We start from the raw sequence: 18694 nt of genomic DNA, 5'->3' as shown, positions 1-18694 counted from the left end.
AGAAATTTAATTTCTGACAATAGGATATAACTTTTAATTCCAATTAGAAATTATATTTATGTGGTTTATAGGTTAATTTTTTGAAAGAGCGTTTTGCCTATTTGCTCAATAACGCCCACAACGAGGGCATTTCCCATAAAAAAAGCACGTTTGGTATCACTTATTCCTTGTAGTTTGGTATGATTGTCGGGAAACATATTTAAGCGCTCCAATTCCACAGGCGTTAATCTTCTCAACCCTTTTTGGGTTTGAACTACATGTTTAAAACGCGAGGGACTTTTTCCACCTTCACCTGTTATTATAGTTCTTGAAGCATTGTCGAGATTATCTGGAAATACCATTTTTCCTTCTCCATACTGGTATTGAAATCCGTTTTTGGCCTGGCGTAATTCTTTTTTAGCACCCTTTAGATACTCCCATTTGTGTATATCCTCCGGAGGAATAATAAAGTTATCTGTTATTTCACCATTATGAAGAATATCACCTAGGGTTGTTCTTGATCCATTATAATTGGCAGTGGTCTTGGTGGTGGTTACAGTGCCATCAATTGAGATTCCTGTATTTTGAAATGGTGATAGCTTTTCATCCAAATTGAAATTATTGGAAATAGTAACCAAATCACTATCTAAGGATAGATTGGTTATTTGAGAAGATAATTCATTAACCGGAAAGGACTGGGCAATAGTTCCATTTTTAATGAGCCACGTTAATGGATCCAATAGTTTAAGAGATTTATAGATTGCTGTTGATTTATGATAAGCCAAAATAAATACTCGTCGCCTACGCTGTGGCATTCCATAATCTGCAGCATTTATAACACGCCATTCCACAGCATAGCCTAACTCGTCCAAACTTTTTAACATTACAGCGAAGTCCCTCCCTCTTTGGTTTGAGGGCGATTTTAACAATCGATCTACATTTTCTAAAAAGAGGTATTTTGGCTTGTTTTGTTTTTCTTTTAAAATGTTATGTATACTCCACCATAGCACTCCTTTCTTTCCTATAAGACCTTTGGAGTTTTTTAGGGATGTGGCTACGGAATAGTCTTGGCAGGGAAACCCGCCCACCAAAATATCGTGATCCGGGATTTCAGAAACAAGAACTTCCGATATATCTTTATTAGTATGGTTTTCATTACCAAAATTATGTTCATATACTAAGGAAGCGTGTTGTATTTTTGTAGATGGCTCCCATTGGTTGGACCATATTATATCGTAGTTTTTCGTTTTTTCCAATCCTAATCGGAAGCCACCAACTCCGGCAAATAATTCTATGGTTTTTAATTTTTTCGTCATTGTAGTGCTTAAAATTAGACAAAAAATAGCTTATAAATTTAATTTTTGCTCTTGTAGTGGCCCTCTATCCTTAAATTTTTATAATTTTCCAGATTCCAAAATAATTTTCGTTTCACAATCCTAAAATAGTTTACATGAATTACTGCCAAAAGGGAAGGCTTTTTTTATTGATTACAGGTGTTTTTCTATTCTTTTCTTGTGGACCCGGAGTTGACGAAGGAGAGCTTATTATCAATACTTTGTATGAAGAAATAAAACAAGAATTTGCTCCGGATAAAAGGGTAGCCCTTTTTAATGTGGAAGTTCTTAAAATCGGGAACGAAACTATCTTGAAGGGGGAGTCTAACCTTCCTAAAGCTGTTGTTGCTTTCAAAGAAAAGCTGGTAGAAAATAAAATCGACTTTATAGATAGTATTCAATTATTACCTGCACCCTATATAAATGGGTCTACCCAAGGCCTTATTACAATTTCTGTGGCCAATTTACGGGCTAAACCTGCACACTCGTCCGAATTGGTTACCCAGGCCACCTTGGGAACGCCTGTAAAAATATTGAAGATAGAGGATGATTGGTACCTGATTCAAACTCCGGATAAATATTTATCCTGGGTAGATGGGGAGGGATAGAAGTACTTTCCAGTGAGAGGTTTAAATCTTGGAAATCTACATCAAAAGTAATTTACACCAATACTATCGGACATTCTTACTCTAAACCTGATAAGGAAGTACAAGTGGTTTCCGATATGGTAGCTGGAGGTGTATTGGAACGTATTGGAGAAGAAGGGGAGTTCTATTTTGTGGGTTACCCAGATGGAAGAAAGGCTTATATTGATAAACATGAAGCTCTGGATTATGATATTTGGTTGGCAGCTTTGGACCCTAGTCAGGAATCTTTGGTGAATACTTCCAAAACCTTAATGGGCGTTCCCTATTTATGGGGCGGTACTTCCACCAAAGGGGTAGATTGTAGTGGATTCACAAAAACAATATATTTTTTAAACGGAATTGTTCTACCTAGAGACGCTTCTCAACAAATACACACTGGTAAGGAGGTAGATGCTGAGAAGGATTTTGATAAGCTGGTTCCAGGAGACCTATTATTTTTTGGAAAACCGGCAACCGAAACTACTAAAGAACGTGTAATTCATGTGGGTATGTGGATAGGGAACAATGAGTTTATCCATTCTGCGGGAAGAGTGCATATTAGCAGTATGGACAAAAATGCCACAAATTATGACGAATATAATTTAAATAGGTATTTGCGCTCCAATCGATATCTCAAGGAAGCTAAGGACGGTTTAATAGAGCTAGCCATAACACCAGTTTTTAAGGACTAGTGCAGGATTATTTTAAGTTTACTCCCAAAATATAGTCATCTGCTGTAATGTAGAGTCTTTTTTCTTCTGAATCAAAAGCACAATTGGCTGTGGCCTGACCTGTATGGATTCTTGCCAATGCCTTCCCCATGGGATTAAATATCCAAATACCGCCTGGACCTGTAGCAAATAAGATTCCCTTGCTATTTGTTTTTAATCCGTCTGGCAGTCCCTGTTGCCCTTTTTTCCCTATAAGATCAGTTACCTCATGAAATAGCTTTTTATCGCTTAGCTTTCCTGGTTCCACAATCTTATATTGATACCAAGCTGCGTGTTCCTCGTCAGAATTTGCAACATAAAGCGTCTTACCATCAGCCGATATTCCAATTCCGTTAGGGCGGGAAAGGGAGTCCAATAACATTAATTCTCCTGAAGTCATTAAGCAATAAATACCTTGAAAATTTAACTCCTTATTGGGGTCACCCATTCTTTTTGGCAGCCCATAAGGGGGGTCGGTAAAATAGAGGTTGCCTTTTTCATCGAAAGTTCCATCATTTGGGCTATTTAATTTCTTGCCCATATATGAAGAAACTAGGGCAGTAAAGTCAGGCTTGGGAGCATCAATGGGTGCATTCATTTTGGCTACCTGTCGATTACCATGTTGCATAAGCACTAATTCGCCTTCCCCATTTAACAAGAGACCATTGGAGCCAGGTTCGTCTCCTGTAAACTCGGTACCCGAAAACCCTGAGGAATATAGGTAGGTAACCGTATCATTATTTTTTGGATCTAGCTTGTAGACCTTATTATTTGGGATGTCCGAAAACAATAAATAGTTGCCTTCTTTTATCCATAGTGGTCCTTCGGTCCAGGCAAAGCCGCTAGCAAGTATCTCAATTTTAGATTTTGGGTCAATAATCTGCAACGCTTCATCATCAAGTATTTCTATTGAAAATGAAGAAGAAATATCTTCTGCTGGCATTGATTTTTTGCTCACTTCTTTACAAGACCCCAAGAGAAGAACGGAGCTTATGATAGCACATGTTATTTTATTCATTTTAAGTCATTATTTTAACGATTATAGTGATAACGGTCATTGCCGTGACACCTAGGACAAAAGTTCCGGCAGATTGGATCTGATAGCCTTGTTTTACATTCATTCCGGTAAGTTGGGTAAGTACCCAAAAGAAACTGTCATTTACGTGAGATACTACTGAAGCTCCAGCACCAATGGCCAAGACGGTCATGGTAGCCATAAAAGGCTCGCTAAGACCTAATGCGGGCATTAATGGGGCTATTATGGAGGCGGTGGTTACCAATGCCACTGTGGATGATCCCTGAGTGGTCTTTAGACAGGCAGCCAAAAGAAAAGGCAGGAACAAACCCAATTGCATACCCGTAAATTCTGAGGTAATGGTATCGGCAATTCCTGAATTTTGCAACATCTTTCCAAAAACACCACCGGCTCCAGTGATAAAGATAATTGGAGCGGCCTCCCTTAACGATTCTCCAAACCAACCAGTAGAAGAGAATATCTTTTCGTCCAATTTTTTAGGCAATACCAGGGACAATAACACCCCTACCAAAAGCGCAATTACAGGAGTACCTAAAAAGGAAATAATCGTTTTAAAAATCGAAGGTTGAAAAGTAAACTCTGGATAATCCATGACCGATTTAAAAATAATCAGCAGAATGGGAATTACAATGGCCAATAAAGATTTCCAAAGGGCCGGTTGTTCCTGTTTGGTTGTCACTGCCTCCAGGATTATAGGAACATGAATGCGGGAGGCGAATTTAGTAGCAAAGAAATAACATGGAATTAAGGAAATACTACTGATCAGCAAGCCCCAAATCATTACACTCCCTAAATCGGCCCCCAAAATACCTGCAGCGGCAATGGGTCCAGGGGTAGGTGGCACCATGGTATGCGAAGCGGTTAAACCTAATGCCAGGGCCGCGGTGGTACCTGCAAAGGATACCCCAGCTTTATGTGAGAGTACCTTGTTCAAAGGGTTCATGATGAGAAGGGCGCTATCCGCAAATACGGGAATGGAAAGGATATATCCTGTAAGTAGCATGGCCAAATGAATGGATTTAGCTCCAATAACTTTTAAAATTTTTGAGGCTATAACAAATGCTCCGCCCGATTTTTCCAGGACCTTGCCAATGGTAACACCAAATAAAATTATTAAGCCTATTTTGCCCATTATATCCCCAAATCCATTATTGATTGAATTAATAATGGCTTCAATGTCCATTCCTGTCATAAATCCGTAAGCGATGGCTGAAAAAAGAAGCACAAAAAAAGGATGCACTTTAAATTTGATGATGCCTACTATCAATAGGGTAAGGGAAAGTATTAAGGCGATAAGGTAAGTCATGGTGTTTTTGGTTGGTTGTTGGTATTATTCAATTATAGATATACTTACCACTCGGTAAAGTTTCCATCAGGGCCCCGCCATATTGGGTTGGACCAATTATGTCCGATTTTTTGGCCTTCCCTTAATTTCTCTTCATTCAATTCAACACCCAATCCGGGTTTTTGAAATAAGTTAATATACCCATCCTTGATATCAAAAATTTCAGGATTCAGTACATAGTCCAATAGATCAAAGCCCTGATTGTAATGAATTCCTATGCTATTTTCTTGAATAAAGGCATTAGCTGAGACAAAATCGATATGTAATGCGGAAGCTAAAGATATGGGGCCTAAAGGGCAATGTGGAGCCAAGGCCACATCATAGGCTTCTGCCATAGTGGCTATTCTCCTTACCTCGGAAATTCCTCCGGCGTGGCTAAGATCTGGTTGAATAATGTCTACCACACCTTCTTCCAGAATTTTTTTAAAATCCCAACGGGAAAACATACGCTCCCCAGTGGCAATGGGTATACTGGTGTACGGATAAATATGTTTTAAGGCATCATTATTTTCGCTAAGTACCGGTTCTTCAATAAACATGGGTTCATAGGGCGAAAGTTCATCTATGAGTCGCTTAACCATGCCTTTGTGGACGCGCCCATGAAAATCCAGTCCTATGTCCAGATCGGTTCCAAATTCCTCCCTTAACAAACGAATGTTGTTTGCCACTTGTTTTACATCCTTTAAAGTAGATATCCAGTCCATTCCCCCTGTAGCATTCATTTTTACTGCTTTAAAACCTGCCTTTACTTTCTCATGGGCTTGTTCCAATAGCACTTCGGGATGATCGCCGCCTATCCAGCAGTACATTTTCATTTTATGTCGCACAGCACCTCCCAATAAATCGTAAACGGGAACCCCTAGAAACTTACCTTTTATGTCCCAAAGTGCTTGATCTATTCCTGAAAGAGCACTCATCAGGATGGGACCACCCCTGTAAAACCCACCACGATAGAGGACTTGCCATATGTCTTCAATATTTGATGCCGACCTTCCGATGAGGTATTGTTGAAGTTCCATTACGCAGGCGGCTACTGTATCGGCTTTTCCTTCCACCACCGGTTCACCCCAACCAATAATCCCTTCTCTAGTGGTTATCTTAACAAAAAGCCATCTTGGAGGGACTTTAAAAAGTTCAATTTTTTCAATAATAAGTTGTTCCTTCATAATGTTTTTACAATTTCTTTAACCCCTTCTAGGTTGTTCTAAAAATCGTATTTATTTATAGTGGTTGTAGTTAATCCGACACATGATTTTCATAAGTCTATGATATTAAAAGTATTAAGAAATTAAATATAACTAATTGTTATGAATATTTAGAATATCAGAGTTTTTCAACATATCAATCTAAAGTATAACAGTTAGTCCTGTCCTTACCGACTCATCGGCTGCCAATACAATTTTCAGGCTACTAATGGCATCCAATAAATGGGATGAAAGATCTTGATCGTTTACAATAGCATTTAATAAATATTGCTGTTCCAGTAAGCAAAGTCCATCATGATCAGGTTCTTCTTCCGTGGTAATATGATCATCCTTTTTAATAAAATTTCCTACCTTATCCAATTCGCTATAGTGAATTTTTAGGCTTCCAGTTTTTGTATGTCCTTCTATATCCTGTGAATTGTCTTCTGGTTTGTCTGCTATGGATACCGCTCCTTTTGGGCCAATAACATCCTTGATAAAAACGGCTGTTTCACTCATCATAGGTCCCCAGCCGGCCTCGTACCACCCAACAGAACCATCTTTAAAGCGCACCTGTAATTGACCGTAATTATACATCTTGGAATCAATTTCATTGGTTAAATTAGCTCCAATGGCACTGACACTAATGGGTGTAGATTGGGTCATTAAACACATAACATCTACATAATGAACGCCACAATCTACTATGGGCGACATTGAATTCATTAGTTGTTTATGGGTATACCACTTATCACCAGAACTTTGTTGGTTTAAGTTCATGCGCATTACCAACGGTTTACCAAGGGTACGGGCAATTTCAACAAATTTGGTCCAAGAAGGATGTACCCTAAGAATATAGCCTACTACCATTTTCCTGTTTTTTGCCTTGGCCAAAGCCACTAATTCTTCCGCCTCTTTAACGGTAAGGGCAAGGGGTTTCTCAACAAAAACATGGGCTCCTGCAAGTAAACTTTTTCTAACATAGTCGGCATGGGTGTCGGGATAGGTGTTAATAGATACTACATCTGGTTTGGATTCCCTCAAAGCGGTATCAAAATTATCAAAGGTGGGCAAGCCATCCAATTCCTGGGATAATTTCTCCCTACTTTGGGGCGTACGACTTACAAGGCCCACAATATCAAATTCAGGAAGTTTGTGATAGGCTCTTGCATGGGAGATTCCCATATTTCCGCACCCTACTACAAGGGTTTTTAATTTTTTCATATTCCTAATTTATATAGTTTCTTAATTTTTATTCCAAGGCAAAAGCAATAATTTGGTTTCCTTTTTCGGTTCCTAATTTTTCACCACCACATGCAATGGCAATGTACTGCTTGCCGTTTACTTCATACATGGCAGGAGTAGCAAATGCTGCGGCTGGGAGTTTATATTCCCATAGTAACTTACCGCTATTTTTATTAAAAGCTCTAAAATATCCATCTTTCGTGGCCCCAATAAACAATAGTCCGTTTTTAGTCACTACGGCCCCGCCATAATTTTCTGAACCTGTCTGTGGAAATCCTTTTTCTTTTAGTGTCAAAGTTTCTCCAAAAGTAATAGACCAGAGGTAATCGCCAGTATTAAGGTCTATAGCATGTAATGTGCCCCAAGGAGGGGAAATGGCAGGAAGCCCTTTACTGTCCAAGAATTTCTTATATCCTGTATGTTTATATATTGTTTCTATAGGTTTTGCCTCCTTTTTAATCACATTTTGTACTATTTCTTCTCCATACAAGAATTGCAGCAAAGCGTCCATTTCCGCTTTTTTAATCTGTGGAAATCCGGTCATCATTCCTTTTCCCATTTCAATAGTCAAGGCAACGGCGTTTTTTTTATGAGTTGATCTTAGGTTTACGAGGGATGGATATCCACTTGCCACATTACCTTTGCGGTCTTTTTGATGACATACCACGCAATATTTATTATAGGTATATTCTCCTAAAGGTAGGCTTGCATCCAAGGAGTCTTTTTCCATTTGAAGGAACCAGGCCATTTCATTGGAGTTTACGTACAAAATCCCTTCTTCGGGATCGGCGGCAGCACCGCCCCATTCCGCAGCCCCGTCATAACCAGGCAATAGGAGAACTGGATCTAAACCCGGAGGAGCATAGATTCTTTTGTCCGCTTCATTGAATTGGGTCAGTAATTCTTCCCTGTTTTCGGCATACGGACTTAGGTCTTTTTCGGTCAAGAGATTGGACTGTCTTGCAAAAGGTCTGGGTTTTGTTGGAAATGGTTGGGTTTCCCATGTTTCTTCACCATCCAAAGTAGAGGCGGGTACGGAGATCTCTTCAATATCGAACAATGGGGTTCCCGTTGCCCTATCGAAAAGAAACACATAGCCCTGTTTGGTTACTTGGGCCACCGCCAGAATCTTTTTCCCTTCCCTAGAAATTGTTATCAGGTTGGGCGGTGCCGAAGGATCTCTATCCCATAAGTCGTGGTGGGTAAATTGATAATGCCAAAGAAGTTTTCCTGATTGGGCATCCAAAGCCAATAAAGAATTGGCATAAAGGTTACTTCCTTTCCTTTCGCCACCATAAAAATCAGGAGCTGCAGATCCTGTTGGTACATAAAGGATTCCAGTTGCTTCATCCAAGGCCATACCGGCCCAGTTGTTGGCGGCACCTACTATCTCGCTTTTATAGGTATTGGGGTCTTCCCATGTTTCATTACCAGGTTCACCGGGATAAGGTATGGTATGGAAGGCCCATACCAGGGTACCGGTTAATACATTAAATGCCATTATATCTCCTGGAGCTGCTCCTCGACCTTCAGAGAGTCTAATGGGCATAACAATTAAATCCTTGTAAACCGTTCCTGGAGTATTGGATACTACAAATTTATCCTTTGCATTTGATGGCAATCCGGAGTGAAGGTCAATTTTTCCTTGTGTTCCAAATGAATAAATAGGTTTGCCCGTACTGGCATTTAAAGCAAAAAGATGGGCCCCTTGGGTAAACAGAATACGTTCATCTTCATTTTTTTTCCAATACGCTACACCTCGGCTGGTGGAATTCTCCTGGTTTAATGAATCGCCAAATTGCCAGATTTCTATTCCAGTTCGGGCGTCCAGGGCCACTGCCCGTAATGCTGCCGTAACCCCGTATAAAATAGAGTCCACTACAATGGGATTCATTTGCATTTGACCACTGTCAGGGGCCGAATAGGTCCAGGCGACCTTAAGTTGGGTAACATTTTCTGGAGTTATTTGTGAAAGGACGGAATAGTGGTTACGGTCCGACCCACCTAAATAGGATTTCCAAGTGGTATACTTACCGTAATCCGTATTGGTAGTAGTAACATCCTTGCAACCTAATAAACAAATTGCCGCTATAGTTAAGAGTGATAAATGTTTGGCAGTTGGAAGCGACATTTGTGGTGGTTTTATCGCTTAAATTAATTAATTTTTAGAGAACATAGGTCTTATTTTTCAGTTGTTCTAAATACTTTTAATTGTTTATAGATAGGACGGTTCAATTTTGTATTGGTTAAAATATGGAGGTAGGGGGTAAGCTATTTAGGTTTTATAAATAAAATACTTTTTTCTTTTGGTCTGTTTGAGCTATAATTTTTTCATTGTTTTTTTAAGGACAGGAACAATTAGTTTACTAAGATCTACATATCCCTCCTTGCTATAGTGGACATCTTTATCTCCCAAGCCATTTTTATGATGAATTGCAATAGATTTTTTATAAATGTCGTTGATAATAACGCCATTTTTTTTCATTATTGATTTTGCAACGGCATTGTATTTGTCAACATCGGCAGCATTTCTGCCAGCTTCATTAATAGGGACATAGGTAGTTGTTACATAGATTAATTTTGCAGAGGTATTGGACTTAAGGAAACTGACCAATTCTTCCAGATTTTGTCCATAGGTTTGAAGATCATAGGTTATAGTGCCGTTAATTTTATCTCTATTCCCATAGACTTTAGAATCTGGGTGTCGGTAACAAAGATCCCATAACCCCCAATTAAATTGAATAATATCCCAATCCTCCTGACCTACCCAAGTCTCAATTTTTTCCAATCCCGTTCCAGTATGTTGTGCATTTCCAGGATTGTGCAATACTATTGCCTTTGAGGCCAGGGCTTCTTTAACTTTAGGAAAATATCCTAAAGAAATGGAGTCTCCTATGATCAGTATTTTAGGCTCTTTTGGCTTGTAGCCTAGACAAAGAAAAATACTTAAGGCAATTAGAAGGAGAACCTTGTTTTTCATTGGAATGATTTTTCGAAAGGGAAAATTACTTAAAAAAATTTAGAAGGGGCATGGTGGCATTACTATAATGCCGTAACTTTATGGTTAGAGCCAATAAATAGGCAGCTTGTATTTTTAGGTGGGGATAGAACAATTTGCCCATGTTTATAATTCTTTATGAAGGTCTAAAGAAAATCACTACATTGTTCTTGCCAAATAACCAACCAATTATAAGATGACTAACGAATCTACCAACCTTACCAAGAGGTTATTTTCCCTAGACGTATTTCGCGGATTAACTATGTTTTTACTCATTGCAGAGGCTGCAGGCTTTCACGGAAGTTTTGGGGATTATACTGAAAATAATGCCTTTTTGCATCCTGTGGCAGAGCAGTTACATCACCATCCTTGGAACGGATTGCGGTTTTGGGACCTTATTCAGCCCTTTTTTATGTTTATAGTAGGGGTGGCGATGCCATTTTCATTGAGAAAGCGTTTGGCTACTGGAAGCAGAAAGGCCGCCACTAAACATATTTTGAGAAGATGTTTATTGCTATTTAGTTTTGGAGTATTGTTGCACTGCGTATATAGCCATGCATTGGTGTGGGAGTTATGGAACGTTTTGGTCCAATTGGCTTTTACCATCCTTATAGCCTATGCGATTATGAATCTTCCGCATCGTACCCAGATTATAATTTGTCTTGGAATATTAATTCTTACCGAAATTCTTTATCGAGTTTATAACCCACAAGATCCTTATAATCAAGGACAAAGTTTTGGATCTTGGATAGATATGTTGGTTATGGGAAAAATTAACGATGGAGGCTGGGTTTTCATAAATTTCCTACCCACCGCGGTCCATACGATAATGGGTGTGATTTGTGGCCAATTGTTGCTTTCCAATAAATCGGCCAAGGAAAAGTTAAGTCCCATATTAATGTGGGGAGCAGCTTTACTTGTGATGGGTTATGGGATGGATCTTCTAGGGATAACACCAATAATTAAAAGGATTGCAACTTCCTCATTTACTTTAGCATCAGGCGGATGGGCACTGCTGGCCTTGGCATTATTCTATTGGTGGATAGACATTAAAGATCATAAAAGTAATTGGTTGAAGATTTTTTCTGTAGTTGGGACAAATTCAATATTTATTTATTTGTTTGCTGAAACAGTGGGGTCACAGTGGTTTAGAGGTTTTGGGTTGATTTTTACAGAAGGAATATTGGCTCCTTTAGGGATGCAGGAAGGATTAATATTGGTGATAAATTCCTTTTTTGTCCTTTTTATGTTTTGGTATATAACCTACTTTTTGGATCAAAGGAAGGTATATTTTAAGATTTAGGGACCAAGGATTATTAAGCTTGCCGATAGTGGATTATTTTAGGATATCCGTATACTTGCTATTATCGTTTAACAAAACAGTGGCTGTCATTATGGCTTCGTCATTTTGTAGATGATAGTCATAAAGTCCATCCCTATAGAAATAACGCTTAAGAATCTCATCCTCTAAATTCTTTTGTATTTCCGCTTTATATTTATCCAAGGCCAAAATCTTGCTTTTGTCCATTTCTAACAATAGCGATTTATACTTCTCGGTAACCGAATTATTATATAGGGAGCTGTCCTCACCTGCCATCGCTTCCTTTAGCGCTTTTTCGGCTTTGGTTTCAAAGTCAAAACTACTTTTTGAAACATAATTCTTAAATGATGAAAAATCATCATCATTAAAGTTGAAATCCAAAACCTTTTCCAACGTGTTATTATAATAATAATCGGTGGCGTAATCAAAAATTACGTTGCCAGATAACAGGGCTTGGGTTAGGGTATTTGTTTTGGCTGCAGCGATTTCTATATCGGGTAAAACCCCACCCCCATCTTGTACTTTACGGCCATTTTTGGTTTTGAAATCCCTGAATTGGGTATTTTTAACTGCGTTTCCATTCTCATCCCTATTCCAATAGTCTAAAGATTGAATACACCTACCGGATGCCGTATAATATCTGGAGATGGTTACTTTTAATTGGGTACCATAAGTAAGTTTTAAAGGACGTTGTACCAATCCCTTGCCAAAGCTTCTTGCACCTACTATAACGGCACGGTCCAAATCCTGAAGACTGCCCGAGACAATTTCGCTGGCCGAGGCACTTCTGCCATTTACAAGGACTGCCAGTGGTATTTCAGTATCCACAGCTTGATTTGTAGTTTTATATTCCCTATTGAATTTCTTTACTTTGGACTTGGTAGTAACCACAAGTTCTCCTTTTGGGATAAAAAGATTGGTTACATTTATGGCTTCGCTCAATAGGCCTCCCGGATTATCCCTCAGGTCCAGAATAATTTTTTTGGCGCCATCATTTTTTAGATCTAGGAGTGCTTTTTTTGTTTGTTCCGTAGCTTTCTTATTAAATTTTAAAAGAACAATATAACCCGTATCCTCGCTGATCATCTTATAATATGGAACAGCGTCTACTTCTATGGATTCTCTATTCACTGTGGTAGATTTGGTTTCTCCCTGTCTAACATAGGTAATAGCTACACTTGTGTTGTTGGCACCCTTTAAAAGTTCGTCTGCATCATCCTTAACGTCAGATATGGCAATATCCCCGATCTTAATAATTTCGTCCCCTGCTTTAAGTCCGGCCTTATCTGCCGGGTAGCCTTTATAAGGCTCAACAATAACAATTTTATCTTTATAACTTCGAACAATAGATCCAATTCCTGAATATTCTCCGGCATTGTTTATTTTAAAGGATTCTACATCTTGTTCGTTAAGGAATTTAGTATAGGGATCAAGCTCTTCCAGCATGTTTTTAATGGCCGTATCCATTAGTTCTGCAGGATTGGTTTCATCCACATAGTTCATGTTCAATTCCTTGAACAGGGTAGTAAAAATTTCTATCTGTTTGGCAATTTCAAAAAAATCGCCCTTAAAGCTACTTCCGGCAATCAATAAGGCAACGGCGATAATGGGAATTAACACCCTCTTTTTAAAAATCTCTTTCATTAGTTCATAATTTATTTACTACCCTTGGCAATTTCATCAACAAATTTTCGCATCAGAGGAATAATAGTGTTTGTTATTTTAGATTGCGAAGGGATCTCCTTACCAAGGTATAAAAACATAAACGCAAAGTTGCTCTCTATGTTGTTAAAAATAAGATGCTTGTTCAGCCGATAGCTTTCGCGCATCAATCGTTTAATACGATTTCTTTTTACGGCACTTTTGAAATTTCTTTTGGAAACGGTTACCCCTACCTTGCATTTGGCATCGTCTTCATAACTGGTTTTTAGGTAAACAAGTTTTATGGGATAATTGGTAACACCAACCCCTTCGGCAAACAACTTCTCAATAAGTTTTTTGCTTTTTAGCTTTTCTTTTTTTGGGAAGCTAAAATTTGGATTGTCGCTGTTGGTCATAATAATATTGTCCCCTTGTGGGGGCAACCTAGAGTGATTGTTTATTGGATAAAGATACTATTTAGGGTTCAGAAGGAATAATTTTGTTTTTTCGCAAGATTCTAATTCTAAACACGCTTGGGGTCTCCTTAAGGGGACAACCCATTCCTATTATATAAATAACTAGGACCCAATGGGTGATCAACACTTTTTTAAGGACTAAGGGGCCTCTTGCCAAACATTGTTTTCCGGATCTACATCGGCCATTAATTGGGATGGGTCCAAAACAATTGCTTTAATGGCACTTAGCGGTTTGTCCAAGACAAAGTCATAGCTGGTATTCGCCCAAGGCCAATCTGGCAATACAGTTCTTTTTAAATTGGAATAAGGGTTCTCTTTTTCACCATACATCATACGCAAGGGCGCATAATACGTTTCTTGAGTACCATCATTAAAAAGCACCAATATATCTATAGGCATCGGCATAAGACCAATACGTTCCATGTTTACTTTTGTTTTTTGCCCTTCTGCCTCCACGGTCTTAATGCCGTAGTCTATGGTGTTGGTTGTTTGGGTCCAATCGGTAAGGTACCAGTCCAATTCCATACCGGATACTTTTTCAGCGGTTCTTTTTATGTCGTTTGGCGTAGGGTGTTTAAATTTAAAGTCTTGGTAATATTTTCTTAGGGTCTCCATAAGCTTATCCTGGCCTATGATATAGCCCAATTGTGATAAGAAGATAGCCCCTTTGCTATAGGCTGCGACACCATAGGCAAAATTTAGCTCATATCTATCTGCATGGGTAGTTTGGGGTTGTTCTTTACCGGAAGCCACCAAATTGTAGTATCCTTGATAGGAACTTTCAAAGGGGTTATCCTTTTTTTGGTCCATGATTTGGTCCATACCTAAGGTGGAGATAAAGGTGGTAAAACCTTCATCCATCCATTCATGTTTGGATTCGTTGCTTGCCAGTACATGCTGAAACCAGGAATGGGCCATTTCGTGAACCATAACGCCTACTAGGCTTCCAAAGTTTCTGCCTCCAGTAATCAGGGTACTCATGGCATATTCCATGCCTCCATCACCACCTTGTATTATCGAGTATTGTTCATATGGATAATCGCCAATATTTTTATTAAAAAATTTCATAGCCTCAGCCGTTTTAGGCTGAAGTTTTTTCCAATTTTCTAAGATTTCCTTATCATTCTTATAGAAAAAATGAAGCATTGGGCCATTTTCCACCTGCAAGGTGTCGTGAAGGTAGTCAGGGTCTGCGGCCCACATAAAATCGTGGACCATTGGAGCTTTAAAGTGCCATGTAAGTGTTTTTCCTTTGGTCTTTTTTACTTTTGACCCAGGAGATTCATACCCATGGCCTATTTCTTGGGCATTTTGTAAATATCCTGTTCCACCAACTACATATTTTTTGTCCAAGGTTAGCTTTACATCAAAATTGCCCCAAACCCCATGAAATTCACGCGCTATATAGGGATCGGCATGCCAGCCTTCAAAGTCGTACTCAGCCATTTTTGGGTACCACTGGCTCATGGATAGGGCCACACCTTCACTGCTGTTTCTACCGGCTCGTCTTATTTGCAGTGGTATTTGTCCATTAAAGGTCATTTCAAAGGTAGTTTTTCCGCCTGCAGGAATAGGTTTATTTAATTCAACAACCAAAACAGTACCCTCTTCCAAATAGGAAACCGCTTGGTTGTCCTGAGTAAGGGAAGAAACCCTTAGAAAACCTATTTCTTCTTGGGTAAGGCTTGCTATTCTGCTTTTGCCTTCCTCCATCATTCTACCGTCAGGATCGGAAATACTTTGTAAACGCATGTCCATTTCACTGCCAGGTTGAAAGGCATTGAAAAAAAGATGATAATAGACCCGGCTTAGTTCATCTGGTGAGTTATTGGTATAGATCAATTTTTGGGTCCCCTTGTAATGATAATTTTTAACGTCCACCTCTACTTCCATGGCATAATCTACATGTTGCTGCCAATAAGTGGTATTGTTTTGTGCTTCTAATGTAGCTGTTAAGCTTAGAATCGCAACGACTAAACCTATAAAAAGTCCTCTATTATATTTCATATGTTTAAACCTATTTAATAATAAAATGGAGAACGTGGATAAGGGCTGCGTTCCCCAATTTAAAAATTTAAATCATTCTCTTTAGATGACCAAAACAATCCTACTTCAGAGTACTTAATGACTGTTATAGCCTTGCCTTTTGCGTTAAAGTTTTAATTTACCTTTAGATACTGCATCTGCCATTATTAGGGCATTATATGCATTGACCATTTTTCCCGATTTGGAGATTTTTTGAAAATCCATTGCTTTGGATGCATCACCCGCAACCACTACTTTGGATTTGGTAGTAAGTCCGGAGTTCATCAATATGGCCTTTACTTGGGAAGCAGTTAATGTAGGGTAATAAGATCTTACCAGAGCGGCTACTCCTGCAACAGCTGGGGCGGCCATGGATGTACCACCCTGAAAATCGTATTCATTGTTCGGCATGGTAGAATAGATGGCATCACCAGGGGCAAAAATATCTACATTTATAATTCCATAATTAGAAAAGGAGGCTACCATTTCGGAACCATATTCGCTTGATAGAGCACCTACGGTTATAACATTATCCGCCATTTCAGGACCGTTATTAATTTGATCATTGGGAAAATTTGGATTGTTTGGGTCATCAAGGTCTTCGCCCGAATTTCCAGCGGCATGCACAAAGATAACATCGTGGTCCGCTGCATATTTAATGGCATCATATACCCATTGGGCATTTGGAGAGAAGGCTTTTCCAAAACTTCCGTTAATAATTTTGGCCCCGTTATCCACTGCATAGCGGATTCCCAAGGCAATATCTTTGTCATACTCATCCCCATTTGGAACTGCTCTAATACTCATAATCTCCACATTATTTGCAACCCCATTGGCACCAAGACCATTGTTCCGTTTTGCTGCAATTATACCGGCTACGTGAGTTCCATGACTTTCGTCCTCTACCCTATTTTTAGGATTTCCATTACCGTAATCCTTATCATTGATATCATAAGGATTATCGCCCACCATTTTCCGTCCATCAAAATCTACATTTAGATTATAGTTAAGTTGATCTGAAAAATGTTTAATTCCATCCTTAAGTTCTGAAAGCACCTCTGGAATAGTATCCTTGATACTTAACATTTGCATCAAGATACTGACATTTCTTTGCATGGTCTCGTCTTCCGTCTTTATTTCGGTCAAGTCTTTTTTAGAATAGTTTTCCTTCCCTAAAAGTGTTTTTACTTCTTTATCCGCATTTTGGACTGCCTGAAGTATTTGTTCGTATTGTTCCTTATTTTGAATTGCTTTTTGATAATCCTTGTCCAGGTTACTTTTGGCCTTGGCCTGTAAGGATGCGTCTCCTATTTTCTTACCAATAATACGGGCCATTTCCAATTGTTCGTTGTAGGATTCCCCTAAAAAGTTGTAGCCATGTATATCATCTATATAACCATTATTGTCATCATCCTTATTGTTCCCGGCAATTTCTCCTTTGTTAACCCAAAGGACATCTACCAAGTCCTCATGGGTTAGGTCCATTCCCGAATCCAACACCGCTACGATTACCTTTTCCCCTTTTTTATTCCCAATGATCTCTGCATAGGCCTTATCTACGCTCATACCTGGAATAGTGTCCGTAATTAAATCTGTATGACCCCAATTCTTTTTTTGCGTTTCGGTTAATTCCGAAATTTTAAGTGGAAGTGTATCAATATTATCAATTGGTGTGGAAACTAGGGCGGTACCACCACAGCCATAAAGTAAAATAGAGACCGATACGGCCAAAAAAGTTCTGTTTAATGTTAGTGTCATTTATTTACAGTGTTAAATTAGAATGTCTTATTCAATATGTTTTTGGGATATTTAGCCTTACTGCTTACTATAAAGCAATGGTTTACCTTGAAAAGGAGTCTACAATTGATCATATTATTCAAAAAGCTGGGCAAAGGTATGTATTTCTTTTAAACGTATACCTTTTTCGGTTGTTTGTAGGGAACAGATCTGGTTATGGGCATCATGTTCCAAAAACAGGTAATGATTGTTTTTCTCGGCCATTTCCAAAAACAATGCTTTTTCTGTAAGAGTTAATAGGGGCCGTGTATCATAACCCATAACATAGGGTAGTGGAATATGACCTGCGGTAGGAAGCAGATCCGCAGCAAAGACCAAAGTCTTTTCCTTATATTGAATGTGGGGGATCATTTGTTTCTCTGTATGTCCGTCCACAAATAAGATTCCAAAATCCAATTCTGTTTGGTCCTTAAAAGTGTTGTTGTCGCGGGCAACAAATCGCAGCTGGCCACTTTCTTGCATGGGCAGTAGATTTTCCTTTAGAAAGGAAGCCTTTTCCCGTTCATTAGGTTCCGTGGCCCATTTCCAATGTGCCTCATTGGTCCAGAAGACAGCATTTTTGAAGGCGGGTTCATAACCAGTTTTATCTTTGTTCCATTGTATGCTTCCTCCACAATGATCAAAATGCAGGTGTGTCAGGAATACATCAGTGATATCATCTCTATGAAAGCCGTATTGGTTTAGGGATTTATCCAAGGAATGGTCTCCCCATCTGTAATAGTATCCAAAGAATTTGTCGGACTGTTTATTGCCCATCCCGGTATCTATTAAAGTAAGTCGATTGCCATTCTCAATTAATAGACATCTGGCTGCCATATCTATCAAATTGTTGGAATCCGCAGGATTGGTTCTATTCCATAACGATTTTGGCACCACGCCAAACATAGCACCTCCGTCCAACTTAAAATTTCCTGATTCTATAGGGTATAACTTCATAAATAACCTAGCCTAAAGTAGCTGCAAATTAAGGAAAGCAC

15 protein-coding genes are annotated in these 18694 nt (G+C 39.0%); 3 read left to right on the top strand and 12 right to left on the bottom strand.

What is annotated here, in order from left to right; all coding sequences use genetic code 11:
• Positions 1-65: 65 nt before the first annotated feature.
• Entirely contained in the window at positions 66-1295 is a 1230-nt protein-coding gene (dcm, locus tag CWD90_RS13395) for a DNA (cytosine-5-)-methyltransferase (protein ID WP_103476578.1), read from the bottom strand.
• Positions 1296-1429: 134 nt separating this feature from the next.
• Here dcm and CWD90_RS23470 point away from each other — a divergent pair, with 134 nt between their 5' ends.
• Positions 1430-1921, top strand: coding sequence for an SH3 domain-containing protein (locus CWD90_RS23470; protein ID WP_239986518.1), 492 nt, complete (start codon positions 1430-1432; stop codon positions 1919-1921).
• Between the two features lie 104 nt (positions 1922-2025).
• Positions 2026-2631 carry a C40 family peptidase gene (locus tag CWD90_RS23465; RefSeq protein WP_239986517.1) on the top strand — a complete coding sequence of 202 codons (606 nt, stop codon included), beginning with the start codon at positions 2026-2028 and terminating at the stop codon, positions 2629-2631.
• A gap of 7 nt (positions 2632-2638) precedes the next feature.
• Here the strand turns inward: CWD90_RS23465 and CWD90_RS13385 are convergent, their stop codons facing one another.
• From CWD90_RS13385 to CWD90_RS13360, 6 genes are all read right to left on the bottom strand, one after another.
• A complete protein-coding gene (locus CWD90_RS13385; protein ID WP_103476577.1) occupies positions 2639-3667 on the bottom strand; it encodes an SMP-30/gluconolactonase/LRE family protein in 1029 nt (342 codons plus the stop codon).
• Between the two features lies 1 nt (position 3668).
• Positions 3669-4991, bottom strand: a complete 1323-nt coding sequence (locus tag CWD90_RS13380) for a GntP family permease (RefSeq protein ID WP_103476576.1) — start codon at positions 4989-4991, stop codon at positions 3669-3671.
• A 44-nt stretch (positions 4992-5035) separates the two neighbouring features.
• Positions 5036-6196, bottom strand: coding sequence for a galactonate dehydratase (gene dgoD / locus CWD90_RS13375; protein ID WP_103476575.1), 1161 nt, complete (start codon positions 6194-6196; stop codon positions 5036-5038).
• Positions 6197-6376: 180 nt separating this feature from the next.
• Complete coding sequence (locus tag CWD90_RS13370; RefSeq protein WP_103476574.1) at positions 6377-7438, bottom strand: Gfo/Idh/MocA family protein; 1062 nt, start codon at positions 7436-7438, stop codon at positions 6377-6379.
• A 28-nt stretch (positions 7439-7466) separates the two neighbouring features.
• The gene (locus CWD90_RS13365) at positions 7467-9590 is read right to left on the bottom strand and encodes an outer membrane protein assembly factor BamB family protein (protein WP_103476573.1); all 2124 of its coding nucleotides are present in this window, start codon (positions 9588-9590) and stop codon (positions 7467-7469) included.
• Positions 9591-9779: 189 nt separating this feature from the next.
• Positions 9780-10439, bottom strand: coding sequence for an SGNH/GDSL hydrolase family protein (locus CWD90_RS13360; protein WP_103476572.1), 660 nt, complete (start codon positions 10437-10439; stop codon positions 9780-9782).
• Between the two features lie 214 nt (positions 10440-10653).
• On the opposite strand from CWD90_RS13360, the gene CWD90_RS13355 reads away from it, so the two are divergent.
• On the top strand, positions 10654-11760 hold the full coding sequence (locus tag CWD90_RS13355; protein WP_103476571.1) for an acyltransferase family protein: 1107 nt from the start codon (positions 10654-10656) through the stop codon (positions 11758-11760).
• A 33-nt stretch (positions 11761-11793) separates the two neighbouring features.
• On the opposite strand, the gene CWD90_RS13350 is transcribed toward CWD90_RS13355, so the two are convergent.
• The 5 genes from CWD90_RS13350 to CWD90_RS13330 all read right to left on the bottom strand — a co-directional run bounded on the left by CWD90_RS13350 (position 11794) and on the right by CWD90_RS13330 (position 18653).
• On the bottom strand, positions 11794-13422 hold the full coding sequence (locus CWD90_RS13350; protein WP_103476570.1) for a S41 family peptidase: 1629 nt from the start codon (positions 13420-13422) through the stop codon (positions 11794-11796).
• An 11-nt stretch (positions 13423-13433) separates the two neighbouring features.
• Positions 13434-13862: a ribonuclease P protein component gene (gene rnpA, locus CWD90_RS13345; protein ID WP_317045729.1), complete on the bottom strand. Its 429-nt coding sequence runs from the start codon at positions 13860-13862 to the stop codon at positions 13434-13436.
• Positions 13863-14033: 171 nt separating this feature from the next.
• Positions 14034-15902, bottom strand: a complete 1869-nt coding sequence (locus CWD90_RS13340) for a M1 family metallopeptidase (RefSeq protein ID WP_103476569.1) — start codon at positions 15900-15902, stop codon at positions 14034-14036.
• Between the two features lie 144 nt (positions 15903-16046).
• Complete coding sequence (locus CWD90_RS13335; protein WP_103476568.1) at positions 16047-17678, bottom strand: S8 family peptidase; 1632 nt, start codon at positions 17676-17678, stop codon at positions 16047-16049.
• Between the two features lie 114 nt (positions 17679-17792).
• Positions 17793-18653: an MBL fold metallo-hydrolase gene (locus CWD90_RS13330; RefSeq protein WP_103476567.1), complete on the bottom strand. Its 861-nt coding sequence runs from the start codon at positions 18651-18653 to the stop codon at positions 17793-17795.
• Between the last annotated feature and the right edge of the window lie 41 nt (positions 18654-18694).

The sequence above is a fragment of the Arenibacter catalasegens genome (genome assembly GCF_002909235.1).
Lineage (GTDB): Bacteria > Bacteroidota > Bacteroidia > Flavobacteriales > Flavobacteriaceae > Arenibacter > Arenibacter catalasegens.
This window is presented reverse-complemented; position numbering and strand designations above follow the sequence as displayed.